This is a genomic window from Burkholderia sp. AU16482 (assembly GCF_002223285.1).
Classification (GTDB): Bacteria; Pseudomonadota; Gammaproteobacteria; order Burkholderiales; family Burkholderiaceae; genus Burkholderia; species Burkholderia semiarida.
Map to the genome: position 1 here is coordinate 58,755 of NZ_NKEY01000003.1, position 23,265 is coordinate 82,019.

Annotated in this window: 23 protein-coding genes; 13 read left to right on the plus strand and 10 right to left on the minus strand. The window is 68.3% G+C overall.

Annotated features, from left to right (window positions below):
• Positions 1-14: 14 nt before the first annotated feature.
• The 10 genes from CFB35_RS02605 to CFB35_RS02650 form a co-directional block, all read right to left on the minus strand.
• Complete coding sequence (locus CFB35_RS02605; RefSeq protein WP_059580922.1) at positions 15-488, minus strand: glycine zipper 2TM domain-containing protein; 474 nt, start codon at positions 486-488, stop codon at positions 15-17.
• Between the two features lie 19 nt (positions 489-507).
• Positions 508-1,446 (minus strand): carbohydrate kinase family protein, encoded by a 939-nt coding sequence (locus tag CFB35_RS02610; RefSeq protein WP_059580925.1) that lies wholly within the window; start codon positions 1,444-1,446, stop codon positions 508-510.
• Positions 1,447-1,531: 85 nt separating this feature from the next.
• A complete protein-coding gene (gene tpx / locus CFB35_RS02615) occupies positions 1,532-2,035 on the minus strand; it encodes a thiol peroxidase (protein WP_050013872.1) in 504 nt (167 codons plus the stop codon).
• 71 nt (positions 2,036-2,106) lie between these two features.
• Positions 2,107-3,516 (minus strand): zinc-ribbon and DUF3426 domain-containing protein, encoded by a 1,410-nt coding sequence (locus CFB35_RS02620; RefSeq protein WP_089464526.1) that lies wholly within the window; start codon positions 3,514-3,516, stop codon positions 2,107-2,109.
• Between the two features lie 45 nt (positions 3,517-3,561).
• Positions 3,562-4,464: a 50S ribosomal protein L11 methyltransferase gene (prmA, locus tag CFB35_RS02625; RefSeq protein ID WP_034186386.1), complete on the minus strand. Its 903-nt coding sequence runs from the start codon at positions 4,462-4,464 to the stop codon at positions 3,562-3,564.
• 2 nt (positions 4,465-4,466) lie between these two features.
• Positions 4,467-5,834 (minus strand): acetyl-CoA carboxylase biotin carboxylase subunit, encoded by a 1,368-nt coding sequence (gene accC / locus CFB35_RS02630; RefSeq protein ID WP_089464527.1) that lies wholly within the window; start codon positions 5,832-5,834, stop codon positions 4,467-4,469.
• Between the two features lie 85 nt (positions 5,835-5,919).
• The gene (accB, locus tag CFB35_RS02635) at positions 5,920-6,393 is read right to left on the minus strand and encodes an acetyl-CoA carboxylase biotin carboxyl carrier protein (RefSeq protein WP_059580933.1); all 474 of its coding nucleotides are present in this window, start codon (positions 6,391-6,393) and stop codon (positions 5,920-5,922) included.
• 66 nt (positions 6,394-6,459) lie between these two features.
• Complete coding sequence (gene aroQ, locus CFB35_RS02640; RefSeq protein ID WP_089464528.1) at positions 6,460-6,912, minus strand: type II 3-dehydroquinate dehydratase; 453 nt, start codon at positions 6,910-6,912, stop codon at positions 6,460-6,462.
• A 194-nt stretch (positions 6,913-7,106) separates the two neighbouring features.
• Positions 7,107-7,658, minus strand: coding sequence for a TlpA disulfide reductase family protein (locus tag CFB35_RS02645; RefSeq protein ID WP_059580937.1), 552 nt, complete (start codon positions 7,656-7,658; stop codon positions 7,107-7,109).
• Between the two features lie 7 nt (positions 7,659-7,665).
• Positions 7,666-8,310 carry a hypothetical protein gene (locus tag CFB35_RS02650; protein ID WP_059580939.1) on the minus strand — a complete coding sequence of 215 codons (645 nt, stop codon included), beginning with the start codon at positions 8,308-8,310 and terminating at the stop codon, positions 7,666-7,668.
• A 247-nt stretch (positions 8,311-8,557) separates the two neighbouring features.
• On the opposite strand from CFB35_RS02650, the gene mpl reads away from it, so the two are divergent.
• From mpl to araG, 13 genes are all read left to right on the plus strand, one after another.
• Complete coding sequence (mpl, locus tag CFB35_RS02655) at positions 8,558-9,943, plus strand: UDP-N-acetylmuramate:L-alanyl-gamma-D-glutamyl-meso-diaminopimelate ligase (protein WP_059638051.1); 1,386 nt, start codon at positions 8,558-8,560, stop codon at positions 9,941-9,943.
• Positions 9,940-10,509 carry a YqiA/YcfP family alpha/beta fold hydrolase gene (locus tag CFB35_RS02660; protein WP_060965552.1) on the plus strand — a complete coding sequence of 190 codons (570 nt, stop codon included), beginning with the start codon at positions 9,940-9,942 and terminating at the stop codon, positions 10,507-10,509. The genes mpl and CFB35_RS02660 overlap by 4 nt, the downstream gene beginning before the upstream one ends.
• Before the next feature lie 80 nt (positions 10,510-10,589).
• Positions 10,590-12,674: an RNB domain-containing ribonuclease gene (locus CFB35_RS02665; protein ID WP_060312609.1), complete on the plus strand. Its 2,085-nt coding sequence runs from the start codon at positions 10,590-10,592 to the stop codon at positions 12,672-12,674.
• Positions 12,671-13,537, plus strand: coding sequence for a shikimate dehydrogenase (gene aroE, locus CFB35_RS02670; RefSeq protein WP_089464529.1), 867 nt, complete (start codon positions 12,671-12,673; stop codon positions 13,535-13,537). Before CFB35_RS02665 ends, aroE begins: the two co-directional genes overlap by 4 nt.
• A 12-nt stretch (positions 13,538-13,549) precedes the next feature.
• Entirely contained in the window at positions 13,550-14,287 is a 738-nt protein-coding gene (gene mtgA / locus CFB35_RS02675; protein WP_059580951.1) for a monofunctional biosynthetic peptidoglycan transglycosylase, read from the plus strand.
• Between the two features lie 423 nt (positions 14,288-14,710).
• Positions 14,711-16,321, plus strand: coding sequence for a S10 family peptidase (locus tag CFB35_RS02680; RefSeq protein WP_059580953.1), 1,611 nt, complete (start codon positions 14,711-14,713; stop codon positions 16,319-16,321).
• A gap of 76 nt (positions 16,322-16,397) precedes the next feature.
• Positions 16,398-16,796 carry a hypothetical protein gene (locus CFB35_RS02685; RefSeq protein WP_059580955.1) on the plus strand — a complete coding sequence of 133 codons (399 nt, stop codon included), beginning with the start codon at positions 16,398-16,400 and terminating at the stop codon, positions 16,794-16,796.
• Positions 16,797-17,146: 350 nt separating this feature from the next.
• Positions 17,147-18,046: an IclR family transcriptional regulator gene (locus CFB35_RS02695; protein ID WP_059580957.1), complete on the plus strand. Its 900-nt coding sequence runs from the start codon at positions 17,147-17,149 to the stop codon at positions 18,044-18,046.
• Positions 18,043-19,068: a 2-dehydro-3-deoxygalactonokinase gene (locus tag CFB35_RS02700; protein WP_059580960.1), complete on the plus strand. Its 1,026-nt coding sequence runs from the start codon at positions 18,043-18,045 to the stop codon at positions 19,066-19,068. Before CFB35_RS02695 ends, CFB35_RS02700 begins: the two co-directional genes overlap by 4 nt.
• Before the next feature lie 22 nt (positions 19,069-19,090).
• Positions 19,091-19,768, plus strand: a complete 678-nt coding sequence (locus tag CFB35_RS02705) for a 2-dehydro-3-deoxy-6-phosphogalactonate aldolase (protein ID WP_059580963.1) — start codon at positions 19,091-19,093, stop codon at positions 19,766-19,768.
• On the plus strand, positions 19,768-20,547 hold the full coding sequence (locus tag CFB35_RS02710; RefSeq protein WP_059581198.1) for an SDR family oxidoreductase: 780 nt from the start codon (positions 19,768-19,770) through the stop codon (positions 20,545-20,547). Before CFB35_RS02705 ends, CFB35_RS02710 begins: the two co-directional genes overlap by 1 nt.
• A 111-nt stretch (positions 20,548-20,658) precedes the next feature.
• Complete coding sequence (locus tag CFB35_RS02715) at positions 20,659-21,654, plus strand: arabinose ABC transporter substrate-binding protein (RefSeq protein WP_059580965.1); 996 nt, start codon at positions 20,659-20,661, stop codon at positions 21,652-21,654.
• Between the two features lie 67 nt (positions 21,655-21,721).
• On the plus strand, positions 21,722-23,233 hold the full coding sequence (araG, locus tag CFB35_RS02720; protein WP_059580968.1) for an L-arabinose ABC transporter ATP-binding protein AraG: 1,512 nt from the start codon (positions 21,722-21,724) through the stop codon (positions 23,231-23,233).
• The last annotated feature ends 32 nt before the right edge of the window (positions 23,234-23,265 follow it).

The window sequence follows — 23,265 nt, forward strand, 5'->3', positions numbered from 1 at the left end:
GCTGAGGATATCGGTTAGTGCGTGACGCGCGTGACGCCGCCGCTCGACAGCAGGCGTACGCGCTCGCCGGCGCGGAACGCTTCGCCGCTCGCTGCCTGCGTGATCGAGCGCAGGTCGCCGTTGTCGAGACGCACGGTGATTTCGACACCGTTCGCCGTGCTGAGGTTTTCGCCGACCGCGTTGCCCGCGACCGCACCGACGAGGCCGCCGGCGATCGCCGTCAGGATCGAACCTTTGCCGCCGCCGATCGCGCTGCCCGCGACCGCACCGAGTGCGCCGCCGCCGAGCGTGCCGATCGCGCTGCCGCCGCCGTCGGACTGGATGCGCACCGCGCGGACGCTTTCGACCGTGCCCATGCGGACCGTTTGTTCGCGCTGCGCCTGGCCGACGCTATAGACATCCGCCGAACCCGGTGCCGTGAAGCAGCCGGCGAGGGTCAGCGTGGCCGTCAGCATGGCCGCGAGCGTGAGGGTTTTTCTGGTCAACATCTTTGCTCTCCCACAATATTCATTTGAGACTGTAACCGAATGCAGTCTCGAAGCGTGCGTCGATTTCCTCGCGCGTCAGTACGTAAGTCTGGGGCCCTTGATGAGCGATCTTGAGCGAGCCCAACAGGCTCGCGAGGCGGCCCGTGGTTGCCCAGTCGAGACCGTGCTCGATGCCGTACAGCAAGCCGCCCCGGAAGGCGTCGCCGCAGCCGGTCGGATCGGCGATGCGCTCGGCCGGCACGACCGGAATCTGCTCCGTGCCCTGCTTGTGGCGGATGGTCGCGCCGTGCTCGCCGCGCGTAATGACGAGAGCGTCGACCCGGCTGGCGATTTCGTCTTCGGACCATCCCGTCTTGTCGCTCACCAGCTTGGCCTCGTAGTCGTTGACCGCTACATAGGTCGCAAGTTCAATGCTGCGGCGCAGCGTCGCACCGTCGAACAGCGGCAGGCCCTGGCCCGGATCGAACACGAACGGCACACCGGCGCGGGCGAGTTCTTCCACGTGCTGCACCATTCCGTCGAAACCGTCCGGGCCGACGATCGCGAGCTTGATGTCCGGCGCGTCGCCCGCATGGTTCAGGTGCGACTGCATCATCGCGCCCGGGTGGAATGCGGTGATCTGGTTGTTGTCGAGATCGGTCGTGATCATCGCCTGCGCGGTGTACGTATCGGGCAGCACGCGCACATGGTCGCGGCGCAGGCCGAGCTGGTCGAACCGGTCGAGATACGGCTGCGCGTCGAACGCGCCCATCGTGGCCATGATGCGCGCATCGCCGCCGAGCAGGTGCAGCGCGTACGCGATGTTGCCCGCACAGCCGCCGAACTCGCGGCGCATCGTCGGCACGAGGAAGCTCAGGTTGATGAGGTGCACCTGGTCGGGCAGGATGTGCTCGCGGAACCGCCCTTCGAAGGTCATGATGGAGTCGTAGGCGATCGAGCCGCAAATCAGCGTAGCCAAGGTGTGCGTTCCTGTAGAAATGAGGGGCCCTGCGCGACAACGCCGCGCGAAGGGCGCGGCGCGGCAGGGGAAAGCGGAAGAAAGCTTACTTCAGTGCGGCGAGCGCTGCATCGTAGTTCGGCTCGTCCTTGATTTCGCCGACGAGTTCCGCGTGGATCACCTTGTCCTGCGCGTCGAGCACCACCACCGCACGCGCGGTCAGGCCGTTCAGCGGGCCGCTCGTCACGTCGACGCCGTACGCGTTCGCGAATGCGCGGCCGGTGCGGAACGTCGATGCCGTCACGACGTTCGCGAGGCCTTCGGTCGTGCAGAAGCGCGTGGCGGCGAACGGCAGGTCGGCGGACACGACGATCACGACCGTGTTGTCGAGCGACGACGCGGCTTCGTTGAACTTGCGGGTGGACGTCGCGCAGGTCGGCGTGTCGAGGCTCGGCACGATGTTCAGCACCTTGCGCTTGCCGGCGAAGCTGGCGAGCGTCAGATCGGCGAGATCCTTGCCGACCAGCTTGAAATCGGCGGCTTGCGCGCCGACGGCCGGGAACGTGCCGGCGAGATCGATCGGGTTGCCACCCAGCGTAACTTTGCTCATGTTCGTGCTCCGAAATAGCGCGCCGCTCGGGCGCGCGGGTTGAGACGGGCGCGCAAGCGCGCCGCGGCGCGTCACGGATAGAAGATCTGGACGCGGAAATTCGAGGCCGGCGTGCCGTTCGTTTCGAGGCGGACGACCATCGTCTGCGTCGTGCCGGGCGGCAGCCCGGCGTCGATCGGCGTGCCCGGGCGCACGTAGTCGCGCGGCGCGAGCACGCGACGCACGGTGACGTGGTTGGTGTCGTCGAGCAGCGTGAGTTCGAGCGACGGGTACGCGAGCGCGACGCGGTAGCGGTTCGTCAGCGGCACCTTCAGTTCGAGCTCGCGCGGGCCGTCGAGCTGGCGCAGGTCGGTCGCGTCGAGCCGCAATCCGTCGATCGCGCGCGGCGGCGTGACCGTGCAGCCGAGCGGCGCGCACGCCTGCCGGAACCAGCCCTGCGTGGCGGGCCAGTAGATCATCAGCGTTTCGCGCTGCCACCACGCCAGTTGCGCGGCGAGCAGGGCGACCAGCGCGGCCGCGACGAGGCCGCCGAAAAAGCCGCCGAGCATCCCGCGCCGCTGTGGCGCGCGCGTCTCGCGCGTGACGGCGAAGTGTGGACGATCGTCATCGGTCGGTGCGGCGGGGAACGGGACGGCCGGTTGGACGGCCAGTTGGACGGCCGGCTGGACGTCTGGCTGGATGATCGGTTCGTCGGCCGCTGCTGTCGTCGGGGCCTTGTCGTGCCCGGCGAAGGTATCGGGTTCCGATGCGGTTTCGGTTTCGGTAACGGCGGGCGCGGGCCTGAACGCAAAGCGCGGTTCGCGCGGCGCGCGTTCGTCGTCGGGCGCCGCGAAGTGCGCGGGCACGACGGGTTCGACCGGTTCGGCGGCGGTTTCCGTTTCGGGCGGCAGGTGAGCGACGAAGCGCGGCTCGCGCGGGTCGCGCTCGACGGGCGCGGGCGACGACGCGGCTTCCCCGGTTTCGTGCGGTTCGTGCGGTTGCGGCGAATGCGGTTCGGCCGGTTGCTCGACGGCTGCCGAGGCATCGAGCTCGGCCGGAGACGACGCGAACGGCTCGGGCGTACCCGACAGATGGACGACGCCGGCTTCCGTGGACGGAAGCGCGAGCGGTATCAGCGGTTCGGTGCGCACGGTCTCGGCGCTGTGCTGCAGCGACGGATCGACGCCGCCGTCGAGCCACGGCGCCCATATGTCCCAGCCTTCCGGCTTGTAATCGGCGCCGGTCGGCAATTCGGGCGGCGCGTCGGTGGCGAACAGCCGAGCCGGGGCGGCCTGCTGGCGTGCGTCGCCGCCCTGCGGCGCGGCAGCCGGTTCGGTCAAGGCCGGCTCGGGCTGCCGCGCGTACTCGGGAACGAGCGATTCGGCGGCGTTGAAGACTTCGTGGCAATGCCCGCAGCGCACGAGCCCCTGGTGCAGCGAGAGCTGTTCCTGCTGCAGCCGGAAGACGGTTTCGCAATGAGGGCAGCGCGTCGCAAGAAGCATGTCGAGCCGGGCGGCCTGCTGGCCAGAGTGAAGGACAGCGCTATTCTAATGGCTTTCGCGGCGGGTTCCGGCGAGGCATACCCAACCTTCGTGCTCGCGCCAGACCGAGATGTCGACGTAGCGCGCATAGACGGCCGCCACTTCGTCGGCCTGGCGCGCGAGCACGCCGGACAGCGCGATGCGCCCGCCCGGCTTGACCTTCGACGCGAGCATCGAGGCCATCAGCTTCAGCGGGTTCGACAGGATGTTCGCGACGACGATGTCGAATTCGCCGTCCGGGCAGGCGTCGGGCAGCCCGTACGTGACTTCCGCGCGGTTGCGTTCGCTGTTCTGGCGCGCCGATTCGACCGCCTGCGGATCGATGTCGATGCCGATCACGGGGTTCGCCCCGCATTTCTTCGCCAGGATCGCGAGGATGCCCGAACCGCAGCCGTAGTCGAGCACCGACTGGCCCGGCTTCACCGACTGCTCGAGCCATTCCATGCACAGCCGGGTAGTGGGGTGGCTGCCGGTGCCGAACGCGAGGCCCGGATCGAGCTCGAGGACGAGCGCATCGGGATCGGGCGCATCGTGCCACGACGGCACGACCCAGATCCGCTCGCCGATCGGGATCGGCTCGAACTGCGACTGCGTGAGCCGCACCCAGTCCTGCTCCTCGACTTCGCGCACGACGAACTTCGGCGTTTCGGCGATGCCGATCTCGTTCGCGGCCGCCGCGAGCAGCACGGCCGGCTCGTGGTCGGCCGACAGCAGCGCGACCACGCGCGAATGCTGCCACGCGGTGCGATCGGGCACGAGGCCCGGCTCGCCGAAGAGCGGCTGTTCGTCGGGCGTGTCGGCGTCGGCGTCCTCGACGGACACCGACAGCGCGCCGAGATCGAGCAGCGCGTCGGACAGGGCCTCCGCATGCTCGCGGGCCAGTTCGACGACGAGTTCGCGATAACTCATGCTTACGCTTCTTCCGGTGCGACCTGCTGCTTCTGCGCGAGCCGGTTTTCGAGGTAGTGGATGCTGGTGCCGCCTTCGACGAACTTCGAGTCGATCATCAGCTCGCGGTGCAGCGGGATGTTGGTCTGGATGCCTTCGACGACCATTTCCGACAGCGCGATGCGCATCCGGCGGATCGCCTGTTCGCGCGTCGCGCCGTAGGTGATCAGCTTGCCGATCATCGAATCGTAGTTCGGCGGGACGAAATAACCATTGTACGCGTGCGAATCGACGCGCACGCCGGGGCCGCCCGGCGTATGCCACGACGTGATCCGGCCCGGCGACGGCGTGAACTTGAACGGATCTTCGGCGTTGATCCGGCATTCGATCGCATGCCCGCGGAACTGGATGTCGCGCTGGCGCAGCGCGAGCTTCTCGCCGGCCGCGATGCGGATCTGTTCCTGCACGATGTCGACGCCCGTGATCAGCTCCGATACCGGATGCTCGACCTGCACGCGCGTGTTCATCTCGATGAAGTAGAACTCGCCGTTTTCGTACAGGAATTCGAACGTGCCCGCACCGAGGTAGCCCATCTTCTTGCACGCGTCCGCGCAGCGGTCGCCGATGCGGTCGATCAGGCGGCGCGGAATGCCGGGCGCCGGCGCTTCCTCGATCACCTTCTGGTGGCGGCGCTGCATCGAGCAGTCGCGCTCGCCGAGCCAGATCGCGTTCTTGTGCGCGTCCGACAGCACCTGGATCTCGATGTGGCGCGGGTTCTCGAGGAACTTCTCCATGTACACCTGCGGGTTGCCGAACGCACGGCCGGCTTCCTCGCGGGTCATGTTGACCGCGTTGACGAGCGCGGCTTCGGTGTGCACGACGCGCATCCCGCGCCCGCCGCCGCCGCCAGCCGCCTTGATGATGACCGGATAGCCGATCGTGCGCGCAATCTTGACGATCTCCTTCGGATCGTCCGGCAACGCGCCTTCCGAGCCCGGCACGCACGGCACGCCGGTCTTGATCATCGTCTGCTTCGCGGTGACCTTGTCACCCATCATGCGGATCGTTTCCGGACGCGGGCCGATGAACGTGAAGCCCGACTGCTCGACGCGCTCCGCGAAATCGGCGTTCTCCGACAGGAAGCCGTAGCCGGGGTGGATCGCCTCGGCATCGGTGACTTCCGCGGCGCTGATCAGCGCCGGCATGTTCAGGTAGCTCAGGTTCGACGGGGCCGGGCCGATGCAGACGGCTTCGTCCGCGAGGCGCACGTACTTGGCTTCCTTGTCGGCTTCCGAGTGGACGACCACCGTCTTGACGCCGAGTTCGCGGCACGCACGCTGGATGCGCAGCGCGATTTCACCGCGGTTGGCAATGAGGATTTTTTCAAACATAGCGAGTATTCGTCTCTTCGAGGGGCGCGCGAACGGCGCCTGGCGAGCATCGGCGGCGCGCGGCCGGCTGGGCCGCGCGGCGGGCTTAGCCGATCACGAAAAGCGGCTGGCCGTATTCGACGGCCTGGCCGTTCTCGACGAGGATTTCCTTGATCACGCCGGCCTTGTCCGACTCGATCTCGTTGAGCAGCTTCATCGCTTCGATGATGCAGATCGTCTGGCCTTCCTTGACCGTGTCGCCGGCCTGCACGAACGGGTCGGCGCCCGGCGACGGCGCACGATAGAACGTGCCGACCATCGGCGACGTCACGACGTGGCCCTGCGGAGCGGCCGGTGCGGCTGCGGCGCCGGCGGCCGGCGCGGCAGCGCCTTCGGTCGGCAGCGCGGCCGACGGAGCGGGCGCGCTGACTTGCGGGGCATACCCAGCCGTCGGCTGCACGTAGACCGGCGGCGCGTTCTTGACGATACGCACCTTGCCTTCGCCTTCCGTCACTTCCAGCTCGGAGATGCCGGATTCGGAAACGAGGTCGATCAGAGTTTTCAGCTTACGAAGATCCATCGGGAATTCCCCTTTCAATACGTGAAAGCGCCGGTTAGCGGCCGGCGCTGAATCTAGATCGCGAAATCAGCCGCGCGACGCGCCTTGCAGCTTGTCCAGCGCGTACTCGAGCGCGTACAGATAACCCTTCCAGCCGAGCCCGCAGATCACGCCTTCGGCCTGGTCGGAAAAGTAGGAGTGGTGCCTGAACGCTTCGCGGCGATGCACGTTCGACAGGTGAACCTCGACGAACGGAATGCCAACGCCGGCGATCGCGTCCCGGATCGCAACGCTCGTATGCGTATACGCGGCCGGATTGATCAGGATGAAGTCGGTCTGTTTCTCCCGCGCGGCCTGGATGCGGTCGACCAGCGCACCTTCATGGTTGCTCTGGAACGACGACAGTTCGGCGCCGGCCTCCTGGGCGCGCGCGGCAAGCGCCTGATCGATCTGCGCGAGCGTGACGCGGCCGTACACCTCCGGTTCCCGGGTGCCGAGAAGGTTCAGGTTGGGGCCGTGCAACACCAGCAATCGTGTCATGGTCGCTTCTATTTCTGCGGAATTGCGCGAACTTTAGCGCTATTTAGAGAAATTTGTCTAGTTTTGCCGAACGGCCAGACGCGTCGGACCCGCAAGAATTACCGGTGCGGATGCAAAGTATCGGCGAATTCACGCGAAATTGCGGCGAATGACCGGCAAATCGCCGCGAACGCGCAGGCCGCCGCTTGCGCAGATTACAGCGCGTCGAGCGTCTTTTTCAGCTCGGCCGGCTGGATTTGTCCTAATTTTGTCTCGCGGATCTTGCCGGTTTCGTCGATGACGACGGTAAACGGCAGCGCGCCGGCGGTATTTCCGAAATTGCGGGCCAGATCGGCGCCCGCATAGCCGCTGACGAAGACCGGATAATCGACCTTCACCTTCTGCAGGAAATTCTTCACGTTCTGCTCGGAATCCACGCCGATCCCGACGAAGCGGATGCCTTTCTGCTTGTACTGATGCGACAGCGCGACGAGCTCGGGCATTTCCTCGACGCACGGGCCGCACCACGACGCCCAGAAATTGACGACGACTTTCTGGCCCTTGAAGGCGGCCAGCGTGGCCGGCTTGCCGTCGACGCCGGTGAGCGACGACGCCCACAGCTGGTCGACCGGATTGCCGTGGGCGGCCGGCGCGGCGACGGCGACGCCGTCGTCCGTCGTGCCGCGGAACCAGTGGCCGGCGGCGATCCCGCCGGCAACGGCGGCGGCCGCGACCACCGCGAGCGCCAACATGCGTTTCATCATCATCGTTGAATCATTCCGGTTCGGAAGGGGCCTCGCCTGCTGCGACGAGTGCGCGCAGCGCGGCGGCGTCCGCGCGGGCGACGCGGCCGCGCGCGTCGGCCTTCACCGCGCCGCGCAGGTCGTCGCTCGCATACAGCGCGAGATGGATGCCGATCGCGTCCACGTCGCGCCGCGGGCGCCACAGGAAACTGAGCGTTTCGACGTCGCCGCGGCCCGCGAAATGCCGCGTCTCGGACACGTCGTACTGGACGTTCTGGTTCAGCAGGTAGATCGCGACGTCCTTCGGGTTGTCGGTGAATGCCTGCAAATGGATATCCGAATGCGCGTTCGCGGTGCCGTTCAGCACGGCGCCCGTCACATAAGGATGGAACTCGGCGAGCCGGCGCATCCAGTCGAGTGCGATCTCGCGCAGGCGGCGCAGTTCGTCCGGCTGCGTGTCGCTCTGGAACAGCGCGAGGTACTCGCGCAGTTCTTCCTCGATCTGGTCGTTATCCGGCAGCCATTCGCCTGCAACGCGCGAATCGCCCAGCAACTGGCGCGCGGCCTTGCGTTTCGCGCCGGCGTAGTCCAGCCCGTCCTCCGCGATCAGGCGGGCGGCGGACTGGGCGATTTCCTCGCGGACGCGCCGCGGGTCGACAAGAGGTTTGCGAGACATGATCCGGCAATCATACTCGATCGTCGCGGCGCCCGAGCACGGGTGCGGCGGCCCGCCGCCCGAGGGTGACGGCGCCGTTCGCCCGTATCGTTCGGGCCGCCGGGCATCGCAGGCCGTCAGTTACAATAGTGCTCTTTTGTGTCGCGGCCAGGTCGTTGGCCGGGCGCCGGCCGCACGGCCTCGCCGGCGCGCCGCACACGCATCCTTTCCGAATCGACGGCGCCCGGCGGCGCGAAAGCATTCATCTATGCACATCCACATTCTTGGCATCTGCGGCACCTTCATGGGCGGTCTCGCCGTACTCGCACGCGCGGCGGGCCACACGGTGACGGGTTGCGACGCGGGCGTCTATCCGCCGATGAGCACGCAGCTCGAGGCGCAGGGCATCACGCTGATCGAGGGCTACGGCGCGGAGCAGATCGACCTGAAGCCGGACCTGTTCGTGATCGGCAACGTCGTCACGCGCGGCAATCCGCTGATGGAGGCGATCCTCGATCGCGGCCTGCCTTACGTGTCCGGCCCGCAGTGGCTCGGCGAGCACGTGCTGGCCGGCAAGTGGGTGCTCGCCGTGGCGGGCACGCACGGCAAGACGACCACGTCGTCGATGCTCGCGTGGCTGCTGGAAGACGCGGGGCTCAACCCGGGCTTCCTGATCGGCGGCGTGCCGCTGAACTTCGGCGTGTCCGCGAGGCTCACCGATTCGAGCTTCTTCGTGATCGAGGCCGACGAGTACGACACGGCGTTCTTCGACAAGCGCTCGAAGTTCGTGCACTACCGGCCGCGCACCGCGGTGCTGAACAACCTGGAATTCGATCACGCCGACATCTTCCCCGATCTCGCCGCGATCGAGACGCAATTCCATCATCTGGTGCGCACCGTGCCCGGCGTCGGGCGGATCGTCACGAACGGCCGCTCCGACGCGCTCGAGCGCGTGCTGGCGCGCGGCTGCTGGAGCGAGGTCGAACGCTTCGGCGTCGACGGCGGCTGGCAGGCGCTGCCGGCCGAGGACGGCGTGCCGGTGGACGAACGCTTCGCGGTGTATCGCCAAGCCGAGCGTGTCGGCGAAGTCGCGTGGCAGGTGCAGGGCGACCACAACCGGATGAACGCGCTCGCGGCGATCGCCGCCGCGCGCCACGTCGGCGTGCCGCCCGCGCAGGCGGCCGTTTCGCTCGCCTCGTTCCGCAACGTGAAGCGCCGCATGGAAGTGCGCGGCAGCGTGGACGGCGTGACCGTCTATGACGATTTCGCCCACCATCCGACCGCGATCGACACCACGATCGCCGGCCTTCGCGCGCGCATCGGCCGCAAGAATGCCCGCATCCTCGCGGTGCTGGAGCCGCGCTCGAACACGATGAAGCTCGGCGTAATGAAGTCGCAATTGCCGTCGAGCCTCGCCGACGCCGATCTCGTGTTCGGCTACGGCGCGCCGACCGGGCGCGATGCGCTCGGCTGGAATCTCGCCGAAGCGCTCGCGCCGCTCGGCGAGCGTGCGCGCGCATTCGACGACCTGCACGTGCTGGTGAAGGCGGTGGTCGAGGCCGCGCGCCCGGGCGACCATGTGCTCGTGATGAGCAACGGCGGTTTCGGCGGCGTGCACCAGAAGCTGCTCGACGCGCTCGGGAGCCGCACGTGATCCTGTATCTGCACGGCTTCCGGTCGTCGCCGGAATCGCAGAAGTCGCGGCTGCTCGCCGCGCGCATGGCCGAACTCGGCCGCACCGGCGAGTGGCGGTGCCCGTCGCTGTCGGTGTCGCCGCTCGACGCGATCGCGATCGCGGAAGCCGAGGTCGCGGGCGCGCGCGACGTGACCGTGATCGGCAGCTCGCTCGGCGGGTATTACGCGACGTGGCTCGCCGAAAAGCATGGCTGGAAGGCCGTGCTGCTGAATCCGGCGATCGTGCCGCAGCGCGATCTCGAACAGCATCTGGGCGAGCAGCCGCTGTGGCACGGCGGCGGCACGATCGTCGTCGAGCGCCGCCACCTGCACGAACTCGACGCGCTGCGCGTGCCGGCGATCACGCGCGCCGACCGCTACTATCTGTTCGCGGCGACCGGCGACGAAGTGCTCGATTATCGCGAGATGCTCGCCCATTACCCGGGCGCGAAAACCCGCGTGATCGACGGCAGCGATCACGGGATCAGCGAATTTGCCGACTATGTCGACGACGTTCTCGCGTTTTGCGACGGAAAGACGTCATAAACCGGCCGCGTGCCGATCGAATCCCCATCATCATGCGGCGCCGCCGACGCGGCGCCCGGCAGTCTGAACGAGAGTACTGAGTGAACGTTTTCTTCGAGGAATCGGGCAGTTTCAAGGCGGGCAGCGTGCTGTCGCGCCAGGGCGACGCATTTCAGGTCGAGTTGCCCGGCGGGCGGCGCGCGAAGGTGCGCGCGAAAGACGTGCTGATCGAATTCGACAAGCCGGCCGCAAGCGAACTGATGCAGGAGGCCGACACGGCCGCGCAGCAGATCGATCTGGATTTTCTGTGGGAATGCGCGCCGGCCGACGAGTTCGCGTACACGGCGCTGGCCGCCGAATACTTCGGCGCGACGTACGGCCCGGTCGAGCGCGCCGCGCTGGTGCTGCGGCTGCACGGCTCGCCCGTCTATTTCCGCCGCAAGGGGCGCGGCCAGTACCAGCGCGCGCCGGAAGAGCAGCTCAAGATGGCGCTCGCGTCGCTCGAGCGCAAGCGCCAGCAGGCGCTCGTGCAGGCGCAGTATGAAGAGGAGCTGAAGGCCGGCAAGCTGCCGGAGGCGTTCGCGGGCAAGGTGCTCGGGCTGCTGACGCGGCCGGACAAGAATTCGATCGAATACAAGGCGATGGAAGCGGCGGCCGGCGCGCGCGGCGTGTCGCCGGCGCGGCTGATGCTCGACTGCGGCGGCATCGAGTCGCCGCGTGCGCTGCACGAAGCGCGCTTCCTCGCGGAATTCTTCCCGCACGGCACGGGCTTTCCGCCCGTCACGGTCGGCCCGCTGCCGGACGACCTGCCGCGCGCGAACGTCGAGGCGTTCTCGATCGACGACATCACGACCACCGAAATCGACGACGCGTTCTCGGTCGAGCACCTGTCCGACGGCCGGGTGCGGATCGGCGTGCACATCGCGGCGCCGGCGCTCGGCATCGTGCGCGGCGACCCGGTCGACGCGATCGCGCGTGCGCGCCTGTCGACCGTCTACATGCCGGGCGACAAGATCACGATGTTGCCGGACGACGTCGTCGACGTGTTCACGCTGAAAGAGGGCGACTATCGCCCGGCGCTGTCGCTGTACATCATCGTCAACCGCGAGACGCAGGAGATCGTCGCGAACGAGACGCGCGCCGAGCTCGTGTTCGTGAAGAGCAACCTGCGCCACAACACGCTCGACGAGCTCGTCAACGAAGAGACGCTCGCGGCCGGCACCGGCGACTATCCGCACAAGGACGACATCGCCGTGCTGTGGCCGCTCGCGCAGGCGCTGTTCGAGAAGCGCCAGGTCGCGCGCGCGGGCTACGGGCTGAAGCGCGAGGTGCAGCGCAACACCGACTACAACTTCTACGTCGAAGGCGAGCACGTGACGATCACGCCGCGCCGCCGCGGCTCGCCGCTCGACCTGATCGTGTCGGAGCTCGCGATCCTCGCGAACTCGACCTGGGGCGCGTTCCTGCACGACCATACGGTGCCGGGCATCTACCGGTCGCAGCGCGGCTTCGGCGCGCCGGGCCCGAAGCGCACGCGGATGCAGACGACGGCCGCGCCGCACGAAGGCCTCGGCGTCGCGCAGTACGCATGGAGCACGTCGCCGCTGCGCCGCTACGTCGACCTCGTGAACCAGTGGCAACTGCTCGCGTGCGTGCAGCACGGCGTCACCGCGAAGCTCGCCGCGCCGTTCAAGCCGAAGGACGCCGATCTCTACGCGGTCGTGCAGGGCTTCGACGATACGTATACGGCCTACGCCGACTACCAGCGCCGGATGGAGTACTTCTGGTGCCTGCGCTGGCTCGCACAGGAGCAGAAGAAGCAGGTGGTCGCGAGCGTCGTGAAGGGCGATCTCGTGCGCCTCGAGGAAATCCCGCTGCTGCTGCACGTGCCGGGGCTCGGCGTGCATGCGCGCGGCACGCGCGTGCTGCTCGACGTGATGTCGCTCGACGAGCTGACGATCGAGGCGTCGGTGCGGCTCTTGAACGTGCTCGACGCGCCGACCGTGACCAGCGGCGACGCGGCCGACGAAGAGGATGACGCCGAAGGCGGCGACGACACGCTGGTCGACGCGCAAGACGCGTCGGCGCAAGCCGAGGCCGAGGCGCTGGCCGAATCGGGCGACGCGGCGGCAGAGGGCGGCGAGGCCGCGGGCGGTAACGACGGCGAAGCGGGGCGCGCATCATGAACGCAACTGCGTCGATGAGCGGCGTCGACCGCTATGTCGTGTTCGGCAACCCGGTGGCGCACAGCAAGTCGCCGTTCATCCACGCGCAGTTCGCCGCGCAGACCGGCGAGCCGATCGAGTACACGCACCGGCTCGCGCCGGTCGACGGGTTCGAGGCCGCGGTGCGCGCGTTCGTCGCCGAAGGCGGACGCGGCGCGAACGTGACGGTGCCGTTCAAGCTCGACGCGCATGCGCTCGCCGATACGCTGTCGCCGCGCGCGGCGGCGGCCGGTGCGGTGAACACGCTGCGCATCGACGCCGACGGCCGCCTCCACGGCGACAACACCGACGGCGTCGGCCTCGTGCGCGACATCGAGGCGAATCTCGGCGTGTCGCTCGCCGGTGCGCGCATCCTGCTGCTCGGCGCGGGCGGCGCCGCGCGCGGCGTCGTGCTGCCGCTGCTCGACCGCGCGCCGCTGTCGATCGAAATCGTGAATCGCACCGCGAGCAAGGCCGAAGCGCTCGTCGGCCAGTTCATGCAGGCCGCGCACGATGCGGGCTGCACGCTCGCGGGCGGCGGCCCCGGCGTCGTGCGCGCCGAGCCGTACGACGTGGTGATCAATGCGACGGCCGGCAGCCTCGATGCCGCGCTGCCGGAATGCGACGCGGCCGCGTTCGGCACGGGCACGCTCGCGTACGACATGATGTACGGCGCGCAGCCGACCGTGTTCATGCAGCACGCGGCGTCGCTCGGCGCGCGCACGGCCGACGGGCTCGGGATGCTCGTCGAGCAGGCCGCCGAATCGTTCTTCATCTGGCGCGGCGTGCGGCCGGACGGTGCGCCGGTGCTGGCCGCGCTGCGCCAGGCGCTCGCGGCGAGCTGAACGGAGCGGCACGTGGTGGCGGTGAGCGGCATGCAGCGCACGCGTACGGTGAGCGTCGCTCGCTGGCTCGTCTACGCAGGGTCGGTGTTCGCGGGCGCGTGGCTCGCGACGCAACTGTTCTATCTCGCGCAGATCGCGCTGTGGTCGTTCGTGAATCCGGGCTCGACCGCATTCATGCGCACCGACGCGTGGTGGCTGTCGCGCGACACGCCGCCCGCGCAGATCCGGCACCAGTGGGTGCCGTACGACCAGATCTCGCGCAACCTGAAGCGGGCGCTGATCGCCTCCGAGGATTCGACGTTCGCGACCAACAACGGCTACGACGTCGACGCGATCCTGCAGGCGTGGGAGAAGAACAAGGCGCGCGGCAGGATCGTCGCGGGCGGCTCGACGATCACGCAGCAGCTCGCCCGCAACCTGTTCCTGTCGCGCGAGAAGAGCTACATCCGCAAGGGGCAGGAGCTCATCATCACGTGGATGCTCGAAACGGTGCTCGACAAGGAACGCATCTTCGAGATCTACCTGAATTCGGTCGAATGGGGCCGCGGCGTGTACGGCGCCGAGGCGGCCGCACGCTATTACTACAGGATTCCCGCGAGCCGGCTCGGCGCGTGGCAGTCGGCGCGTCTCGCGGTGATGCTGCCGAAGCCGCGCTGGTTCGACGCGCATCGCGGCTCGGCCTACCAGGCGCAGCGTGCGGCGGTCATCGCGCGCCGGATGGGGGCGGCCGAGCTGCCGCAATCCGAGTAAGCGGCGGCGCGCCGCTGCATTGTCCGTTCTGCCGTTGGCGCACGGTTGCTGCACCGCAGCGCATTCATGTCGCGATCATGTCGGGCCGGATCCTTTAGACGAATCCGTCTATTTCGATTTGCTGAGCAATATCGGCGACTACCTGCTTTTGTTGGTCGGCATTGCACGAAACGGGTGCTTTTTTAGTCGTTTCCGGTCACCGCGAAAGTCGGCGAAAGCGACGTGAAATGCAACGTTTCGCGAATCGAAGCATTCCTGAAAGGTGTGCGCCGCACCGGCCGCACGCCAAATATTTCCAAATTTTTCAAAGCCGGCGGGCTCGCGTATATTGGCCGGCGCCTCGGCTCATCGGCCGCAATCGAGGCGGGGGGCGGCTTATCCGGCTGCTCGACACGAAAAACATCCGAGAGAAGGAACGCAACGATGCCAGCGAGCAAAGCGAAGCTGTTGTTGGGGGTGGTGTGTTCTTCGCTGATTCTGACGGCCTGCAACGACGACGTGACGTCGTCCGCTGCGGCGAGCGCCGCGAATTCAGCCGATCCCGCCGGTCAGGTCGACCGCGCGTACAACGATCCGAACAGTTATTCGTCGAGCGCGAACGCGTCGCTCGACGCGGCCGCCGCGGTCGAAAAGGCGGCCGTCACGCACCACCAGATCACGCTGAACGGCAAGACGATCCGGTACACGGCCACCGCCGGCCACCTCGTCGCGCGCAATCCGCAGACGGGCGCGCCTGAAGCGTCGTTCTTCTACGTCGCCTACACGGCCGACAACCAGCCCGCGGCGAAGCGGCCCGTCACGTTCCTGTACAACGGCGGCCCCGGTTCGGCCTCGGTGTGGCTGCATCTCGGCTCGTTCGGCCCGCGTCGTATCCAGACCGGCGACCCGAACGCGAACACGTCGACGTTCCCGTTCGTCGACAACCAGGACACGCTGCTCGACACGACCGACCTCGTGTTCGTCGATGCGATCGGCACCGGCTTTTCGGAGGCGATCGCGCCGAACACGAACCAGACGTTCTGGGGCGTCGACCAGGACGCCGGCGCATTCCGCGATTTCGTGACGCGCTACCTGAACGTGAACCAGCGCGGCGCTTCGCCGAAATACCTGTTCGGCGAATCGTACGGCACGCCGCGCACCGACGTGCTCGCGAACCTGCTCGAGACGGCCGGCGTGAAGCTCGACGGCATCGTGCTGCAGTCGTCGATCCTGAACTACAACACCAACTGCGACATGGCGAGCGACTATGTCGGCAACTCGAACAACGGCGCGAGCCCGGTGAGCTGCGCGGGCTTCGTGCCGTCGTACGGCACGGTCGGCGCGTACTACCAGCTCGACAACCCGAACCCGTCGAACCTGCCGCAGTATGCGGACCAGATGCGCCTGCTGACGGCCGGCAGCTACGCGCCCGCCGTGAACGCGTACCTCGCGAGCCACACGCCGCCGCCGCCGAACCTGGTCACGACGATGGTGAATTCGACCGGCGTGAAGCAAGCGCTGTGGAATGCGGACTTCAACGTGGTCCCGACCTTCTTCGACAACAGCTTCCAGTTGTCGCTCGTTCCGGGCACGCTGATCGGCCGCTACGACGCACGCGTGAACGTGCCCCTGTCGAGCCCGCTCGCGGCCGACGGCGATCCGTCCAGCTCGTTCATCACGAAGCCGTTCACCGACACGATCGGCAGCTACCTGCCGAACGAACTCAAGTACACCGCGCAGTCGGCCTACTCGGTGAGCAGCAATGCGATCAACACGTGGGACTGGACGCACGACGGCCTCGCGATGCCCGACACGATCCCCGATCTGGCCGCGGCGCTGACGCTGAACCCGCAGTTGAAGGTGCTGTCGCTGAACGGGTATCACGACATCGCGACGCCGTTCTACCAGACCGAGCTCGACCTCGCGCGGCTCGGCACGCAACCGAACCTGACGATCAAGGACTATCAGGGCGGGCACATGGTCTATCTCGACGATACGTCGCGTCCGCAGGAGAAAGCCGACCTCGTGACCTTCTACAACGCGGCCGCGCACTGATGCGCGAGGCCGGCGACAGGTGCCCTCGGCGGCGCCGCTCGCCGGCAGTCGACCTCATTCCAGACTGGAGCCTGACATGAAGAATCGTTTCATCGTCGTTGCCGCGGCGCTCGCATGCGTCGGCGCCGCCACATCCGTTTCCGCGTTCGCACAGGCGAGCGACGCCGTCGCGCCGGCGCGTGCGCGCCAGGCGCAGCTCGGCGATCCGTACGTGCCGCCGGCCGCGCGCCACGCGAGCGCCGGCACGCAGACGACCGGCGCCGCACTGCATGCGCAGGTGGTGCGCAAGCTCGCGCGGCAGTTCAGCGCGGCCGATACGCAGAACACGGGTTCGATCACCGAGTCGCAGGCGCGCGCGGCCGGCCTCGGCTACGTCGCGAACCACTTCCGGCAGATCGATGCGGGCGGCAGCGGCCGCGTGTCGTTCGCCGACGTACAGCGCTACATGCAGGCGCGCGGCACGAGCCAGCAGTAAGCGCGGGACGCGGTGAGCAAACGGGGGCGGAACCTGCGGCACGGCGGGTTCCGCCCCCGTGCGCATCGCCCGGCGGTTGCGCGAGCCCCCGAGTCGATCTCGCCTGAATTCTCATTATCTGGACAACGCATTCAAATATTGGAGCCGAGTGCGTGCGCTCCTACAATCCGAAGCACATCGACAGCTTCGGACCCACGCATCGCGCGGCGCCCGTCGCACACGGAGACACCTTCCATGAAGTTCGCCGGGCGCTTTACTCGGTGCATCGACCGCCGCCACGCCGCAGCACGGGACGCAGTTCCGGCGCCGCGCGAGCGGCTTCACCGATTCCGTTGAAGAAGCCCCGCCCCATGACCAAGATGCCAGACTCCCTTGCCCTCGACGCCCGGCGCGCGATGCCGGCCGAACCGTCGCTGACCGACAGCATCGGCGCGACCAGCACGCCGCTCGACCTCGCCGCGCAGCAGGCCGGCACGCAGACGCTGCTGCGCGGCCTCGCGATCCTCGAGGCGATCGCGAACGGCGCGCGCGACATGCGTGCGATCGGCGCCGCGCTCGGCACGACGCGCAGCACGACGCATCGCCTCGTCAGCAGCCTCGTGCAGGCGCGCTATCTGCGCCAGGTGCAGGGCGGCTACCTGCTCGGCCCGAAGCTGATCGAGCTCGGCACGATCGCGCTCGAACAGATGCCGCTCACCGCGGTGGCGCGTCCGCATCTGGAGGCGCTCGCGGAAGCGACGCTCGATACGATCCATCTCGGCGTGCGCGACGGCGACGACGTGCTGTACATCGACAAGATTCCCGGCACGCGCGGCCTCGAGATGCGCTCGCGCGTCGGCCACCGGATGCCGCTCGCATCGACCGGCATCGGCAAGGCGATGATGCTCGACCTCGATCCCGAGCTGTGGCGCTCGCTGTTCGAAGCCGCGCGGCGCGCGCTGGCCGGCGTCAACTTCAAGCCCGACAACCGGCCCGAGACGAATGCGTTCCTGCAGCGCATGGCCCATTACGCGGCCGGCGGCTATACGTTCGACCTCGAGGAAAACGAGGCGTCGATCCGCTGCGTGGCCGCGCCGATCCGCGACGCGTCGGGCGCGATCGTCGCGGCGGTGTCGGTCGCGAGCACGATTCCGTACATGCCGCACGACCGGATGGACGAACTGATTCCGCTCGTGCAGCGCGAAGCGCGAGCCATTTCCGCGGAACTGGGCTGGAGCCCGCCGCAGGGTACCCGCAGGATCAAACGATGACGACTTCGACCCGGCCCGTTCCGGATGCCTGTTCCGCCGCCCCGTCGCTGATCGCGCTCGACTGGGGCACCACGTCGCTGCGCGCCTATCTGTACGACGCGCACGGTGTGCCGATCGACACGCGCAGCCGGGCGGCCGGCGTGATGCACGTGCCGGGTGGCGGCGCGCGTGCGTTCGACGCGGTGTTCGAGGAAGCGTGCGGCGACTGGCTCGACCGCACGCCCGGCCTGCCGGTGCTCGCCGCCGGGATGGTCGGCAGCGCGCAGGGCTGGCGCGAAGCGCCGTACGTCGCGGTGCCGGCCGGCGCCGACGCGCTCGTCGCGGGCCTCATCACGGTGACGACGGCGCGCGGCGCGACAGTCTCGATCGTGCCGGGCGTGATCGCGACGGGCGACTTGCCCGACGTGATGCGCGGCGAAGAAACGCAGATCGTCGGCGCGCTCGCGAGCGATCCCACGCTTGGCGCCGATCGTTCAGGCGTACTGATCGGCTTGCCGGGAACGCATGCGAAATGGGCGTGGGTGAAGGACGGGCTGATCGAACGCTTCCAGACCTTCATGACCGGCGAGCTGTTCGCGGTGCTGCGCGATCACACGATCCTCGGCCGCACGATGCGCGCGGGTGCGTCGCCCGACCGTGGCGCGTTCGTGCGCGGCGTGGCGGTCGCGCGCGGCGCGCGGCACACGGGGCTGCTCGCGACGATTTTCAGCACGCGCACGCTCGGCCTGACCGACCGGCTCGCGCCCGATGCGCAGGGCGACTACCTGTCCGGCCTGCTGATCGGCCATGAGCTCAATGCGCTCGACGCGATGCTCGCGGAGCGCGGCATCGCGCTCGCGGACCAGCCGCTGCTGCTGATCGGCGACGGCGGCCTGTGTTCGCGCTACGTCGATGCGCTGCAGGTATTCGGCCATGCGCATGCGCGTGTCGCCGCGCAGGCGACCGAGCGCGGCCTGTGGCGGATCGCGTCGCGCGCCGGGCTCGTGCGCGCGGACGGCGAGCCCGTCTGCGCCGACCAATGAACTGCTTGCAGAGGAATCCTCGATGCCGTCCGACCTGACATTGCCCGCGCCGTACACGCCCCACGCCGCCCTGATGCGCGCGTTCGATGCGTGCCCGCTGATCGCGATCATGCGTGGCATCACGCCCGCGGAAGCGGCCGACCACGGCCGCGCGCTCTACGAAGCCGGCTTCCGGATCGTCGAGGTGCCGCTGAACTCGCCGGAGCCGTTCGACAGCATCGCGGCGCTGCGGCGCGCGTTGCCCGACGACATGATCGTCGGCGCGGGCACGGTGTTGCGCGCCGAGTACGTCGACCGCGTGCAGGACGCGGGCGGCGCGCTGATCGTGATGCCGCACAGCGACGCGGCCGTGATCCGCCGCGCCCGCGAGCGCGGGCTGGCGAGCGCGCCGGGCGTCGCAACGCCGACCGAAGCATTCGCGGCGCTGACGAACGGCGCCGACGTGCTGAAGATGTTCCCGGCCGAGCAGCTCGGCGTGACGGTCGTGAAGGCGTGGCGCGCGGTGATCGACCGTGCGGTGCCGCTGGTTCCGGTCGGAGGGATCGCACCGGACAACATGCGGCCGTTCCTCGACGCCGGCGCGAACGGTTTCGGGCTCGGCTCGGCGCTGTACCGTCCCGGCCAGTCGGCGGATACGACCGCGGTGAATGCGCGCGCGTTCCAGGCCGGCTTGCGCGCGGCGCGCGGCGGAGCCGCATGATGGGCCGCCTCACGGGCAAGGTCGCGATGGTGACGGGCGCGGGCCGCGGCATCGGCGCCGCGATCGCGCGTGCGTTCGTGCGCGAAGGCGCGGCCGTCGCGCTCGTCGATCTCGACTTCCCGCAGGCGCAGCACACGGCCGCCGCGATCGCACACGAATGCGACGGCGCGCGCGTGCTGCCGCTGCAGGCGGACGTCGCGCGGCAACAGGCGGTGCGCGATGCGCTCGCGCGGACGGAAGCGGCGTTCGGCCCGCTCGACGTGCTCGTGAACAACGCGGGCATCAACGTGTTCGCCGATCCGCTGACGATGACCGACGACGACTGGCGCCGCTGCTTCGCGGTCGATCTCGACGGCGTGTGGCACGGCTGCCGCGCGGCGCTGGAGGGCATGGTCGAGCGCGGCCGCGGCAGCATCGTGAACATCGCGTCGACGCATGCATTCAGGATCATTCCGGGCTGCTTTCCATACCCGGTCGCGAAGCACGGCGTGCTCGGTCTCACGCGTGCGCTCGGCATCGAATACGCGGCGCGCAACGTGCGCGTGAACGCGATCGCGCCGGGCTACATCGAGACGCAACTGACGCGCGACTGGTGGGACGCGCAGCCCGATCCGGCCGCCGCGCGCGCCGAGACGCTCGCGCTGCAGCCGATGAAGCGGATCGGGAAACCGGAGGAGGTCGCGATGACGGCCGTGTTCCTGGCGTCCGACGAGGCGCCGTTCATCAACGCCGCGTGCATCACCGTCGATGGCGGGCGCGCGGCGCTGTATCACGACTGACACGACTGACGTAACGATTCGAAAGACCGCACGTGCGACGGCCGCGCGCACGCTGCGTCGAAACCAACAAGCGGCTGCATCCTGTTCGATGAAAACAAGGAGACACTGGAGATGAAACGCAGAACGTTCGTAACGCTGGCCGCCGCGGCCGCGGTGGTGATGGGCAGCCCGGTCGCGCACGCGGCCGACCCGGTCAAGATCGGCTTCCTGGTGAAGCAGCCGGAAGAGCCGTGGTTCCAGGACGAGTGGAAATTCGCCGAGATCGCCGCGAAGCAGAAGGGCTTCACGCTCGTGAAGATCGGCGCGCCGTCCGGCGAGAAGGTGATGAGCGCGATCGACAACCTGTCCGCGCAGAAGGCGCAGGGCTTCATCATCTGCACGCCCGACGTGAAGCTCGGGCCGGGCATCGTCGCGAAGGCGAAGTCGCACAACCTGAAGATGATGACGGTCGACGACCGCCTCGTCGACGGCGCGGGCAAGCCGATCGAGTCGGTGCCGCACATGGGGATTTCCGCATACAACATCGGCAAGCAGGTCGGCGACGGCATCGCGGCCGAGATCAAGAAGCGCGGCTGGGACATGAAGGACGTCGGTGCGATCGACATCACCTACGAGCAGTTGCCGACCGCGCACGACCGCACGAGCGGCGCGACCGACGCGCTGGTGGCCGCCGGCTTCCCGAAGGCGAACGTGATCGCGGCGCCGCAGGCGAAGACCGATACCGAGAACGCGTTCAACGCGGCGAACATCGCGCTCACGAAGAACCCGCAGTTCAAGCACTGGGTCGCGTACGGCCTGAACGACGAGGCCGTGCTCGGCGCGGTGCGCGCGGCCGAAGGGCGCGGCTTCAAGGCCGACAACATGATCGGCATCGGCATCGGCGGTTCCGATTCGGCGTTGAACGAGTTCAAGAAGCCGCAGCCGACGGGCTTCTACGGCACCGTGATCATCAGCCCGAAGCGCCACGGCGAGGAAACCTCGGACCTGATGTACGCGTGGATCACGCAGGGCAAGGCGCCGCCGCCGCTGACGCTGACGACGGGCATGCTCGCGACGCGCGAGAACGTGTCGAAGGTGCGCGAGGAGATGGGGCTCGCATCGAAGTAAGCGGCCCGCCGGCTGCCGCGGCGACGCGGCGGCCGGCGGTCGATGGATCCGGAAGTGGGGAGACGACGTGTCAGCGGCACTGCGTTTTGACAATATCGGCAAGGTATTTCCCGGCGTGCGCGCACTCGACGGCATTTCGTTCGACGTGCATGCGGGCGAGGTGCATGGCCTGATGGGCGAGAACGGCGCGGGCAAGTCGACGCTGTTGAAGATTCTCGGCGGCGAATACCAGCCCGACGCGGGCAGCGTGCTGGTCGACGGCCAGCCCGTGCAGTTCGCGAATGCGGCCGCGTCGATCGCGGCCGGCATCGCGGTGATTCACCAGGAATTGCAGTACGTGCCCGATTTGACGGTCGCGGAAAACCTGCTGCTCGGCCGCTTGCCGAATGCGTTCGGCTGGGTCAGGAAGCGCGAGGCGAAGCGTTACGTGCGCGAGCGGCTCGCCGAGATGGGCGTCGATCTGGACCCCGACGCGCGGCTCGGGCGGCTGTCGATCGCGCAGCGGCAGATGGTCGAGATCTGCAAGGCGCTGATGCGCAATGCACGCGTGATCGCGCTCGACGAACCGACGAGCTCGCTGTCGCATCGCGAGACGGAAGTGCTGTTCAAGCTGGTCGACGATCTGCGCGCGCAGGGCCGTGCGCTGATCTACATCTCGCACCGGATGGACGAGATCTACCGGCTGTGCGACGCGTGCACGATCTTCCGCGACGGGCGCAAGATCGCGTCGCACGAGGCGCTGGCCGACGTGCCGCGCGAGCGGCTCGTCGCCGAGATGGTCGGGCGCGAGATCGCCGACATCTACCATTACGCGCCGCGCGCGCTCGGCGACGTGCGGTTTTCCGCCGAAGGCGTCGACGGCCCGGCATTGCGCGAACCGGCGAGCTTCTCGGTGCGCGCGGGCGAGATCGTCGGCTTCTTCGGGCTCGTCGGCGCCGGCCGCAGCGAGCTGATGCGGCTCGTGTACGGCGCGGACCGCCGGCGCGCCGGCGTGCTGACGCTCGACGGCCAGCGCATCGACGTGAAGCGCACCGGCGACGCGATCCGCCACGGCATCGTGCTGTGCCCGGAGGACCGCAAGGAAGAAGGAATCATCGCGATCGCGTCGGTCGCGGAGAACATCAACATCAGTTGCCGCCGCCATTCGCTGCGTGCGGGGCTCTTCATCAACGGCAAGACCGAAAGCGAAACGGCCGACCGCTTCATCCAGCGGCTGAAGATCAAGACGCCGAACCGGCGCCAGAAGATCCGCTTCCTGTCGGGCGGCAACCAGCAGAAGGCGATCCTGTCGCGCTGGCTCGCGGAGCCCGACCTGAAGGTCGTGATCCTCGACGAGCCGACGCGCGGGATCGACGTCGGCGCGAAGCACGAGATCTACGACGTGATCTACCGGCTCGCGGAGCGCGGCTGCGCGATCGTGATGGTGTCGTCGGAGCTGCCGGAAGTGCTCGGCGTGTCCGACCGCATCGTCGTGATGCGCGAAGGGCGGATCGCCGGCGAGCTGGCGCGCGCCGACGCGAACGAGCACGCGGTGCTGAACCTCGCGCTGCCGCAGACGAGCGCGGCCGAGGCGGCCTGACGCGGCCGGCTACGTCCGGACAAGCCCGGGAC

What these genes read in the sequence shown, in the direction of transcription:
- CFB35_RS02605 (WP_059580922.1), bottom strand. Translation starts at nt 488, where the DNA reads ATGTTGACCAGAAAAACCCTCACGCTCGCGGCCATGCTGACGGCCACG.
- tpx (WP_050013872.1), bottom strand. Translation starts at nt 2,035, where the DNA reads ATGAGCAAAGTTACGCTGGGTGGCAACCCGATCGATCTCGCCGGCACG.
- CFB35_RS02620 (WP_089464526.1), bottom strand. Translation starts at nt 3,516, where the DNA reads ATGCTTCTTGCGACGCGCTGCCCTCATTGCGAAACCGTCTTCCGGCTG.
- prmA (WP_034186386.1), bottom strand. Translation starts at nt 4,464, where the DNA reads ATGAGTTATCGCGAACTCGTCGTCGAACTGGCCCGCGAGCATGCGGAG.
- accC (WP_089464527.1), bottom strand. Translation starts at nt 5,834, where the DNA reads ATGTTTGAAAAAATCCTCATTGCCAACCGCGGTGAAATCGCGCTGCGC.
- accB (WP_059580933.1), bottom strand. Translation starts at nt 6,393, where the DNA reads ATGGATCTTCGTAAGCTGAAAACTCTGATCGACCTCGTTTCCGAATCC.
- aroQ (WP_089464528.1), bottom strand. Translation starts at nt 6,912, where the DNA reads ATGACACGATTGCTGGTGTTGCACGGCCCCAACCTGAACCTTCTCGGC.
- CFB35_RS02645 (WP_059580937.1), bottom strand. Translation starts at nt 7,658, where the DNA reads ATGATGATGAAACGCATGTTGGCGCTCGCGGTGGTCGCGGCCGCCGCC.
- CFB35_RS02650 (WP_059580939.1), bottom strand. Translation starts at nt 8,310, where the DNA reads ATGTCTCGCAAACCTCTTGTCGACCCGCGGCGCGTCCGCGAGGAAATC.
- mpl (WP_059638051.1), top strand. Translation starts at nt 8,558, where the DNA reads ATGCACATCCACATTCTTGGCATCTGCGGCACCTTCATGGGCGGTCTC.
- aroE (WP_089464529.1), top strand. Translation starts at nt 12,671, where the DNA reads ATGAACGCAACTGCGTCGATGAGCGGCGTCGACCGCTATGTCGTGTTC.
- CFB35_RS02680 (WP_059580953.1), top strand. Translation starts at nt 14,711, where the DNA reads ATGCCAGCGAGCAAAGCGAAGCTGTTGTTGGGGGTGGTGTGTTCTTCG.
- CFB35_RS02685 (WP_059580955.1), top strand. Translation starts at nt 16,398, where the DNA reads ATGAAGAATCGTTTCATCGTCGTTGCCGCGGCGCTCGCATGCGTCGGC.
- CFB35_RS02695 (WP_059580957.1), top strand. Translation starts at nt 17,147, where the DNA reads ATGACCAAGATGCCAGACTCCCTTGCCCTCGACGCCCGGCGCGCGATG.
- CFB35_RS02700 (WP_059580960.1), top strand. Translation starts at nt 18,043, where the DNA reads ATGACGACTTCGACCCGGCCCGTTCCGGATGCCTGTTCCGCCGCCCCG.
- CFB35_RS02705 (WP_059580963.1), top strand. Translation starts at nt 19,091, where the DNA reads ATGCCGTCCGACCTGACATTGCCCGCGCCGTACACGCCCCACGCCGCC.
- CFB35_RS02710 (WP_059581198.1), top strand. Translation starts at nt 19,768, where the DNA reads ATGGGCCGCCTCACGGGCAAGGTCGCGATGGTGACGGGCGCGGGCCGC.
- CFB35_RS02715 (WP_059580965.1), top strand. Translation starts at nt 20,659, where the DNA reads ATGAAACGCAGAACGTTCGTAACGCTGGCCGCCGCGGCCGCGGTGGTG.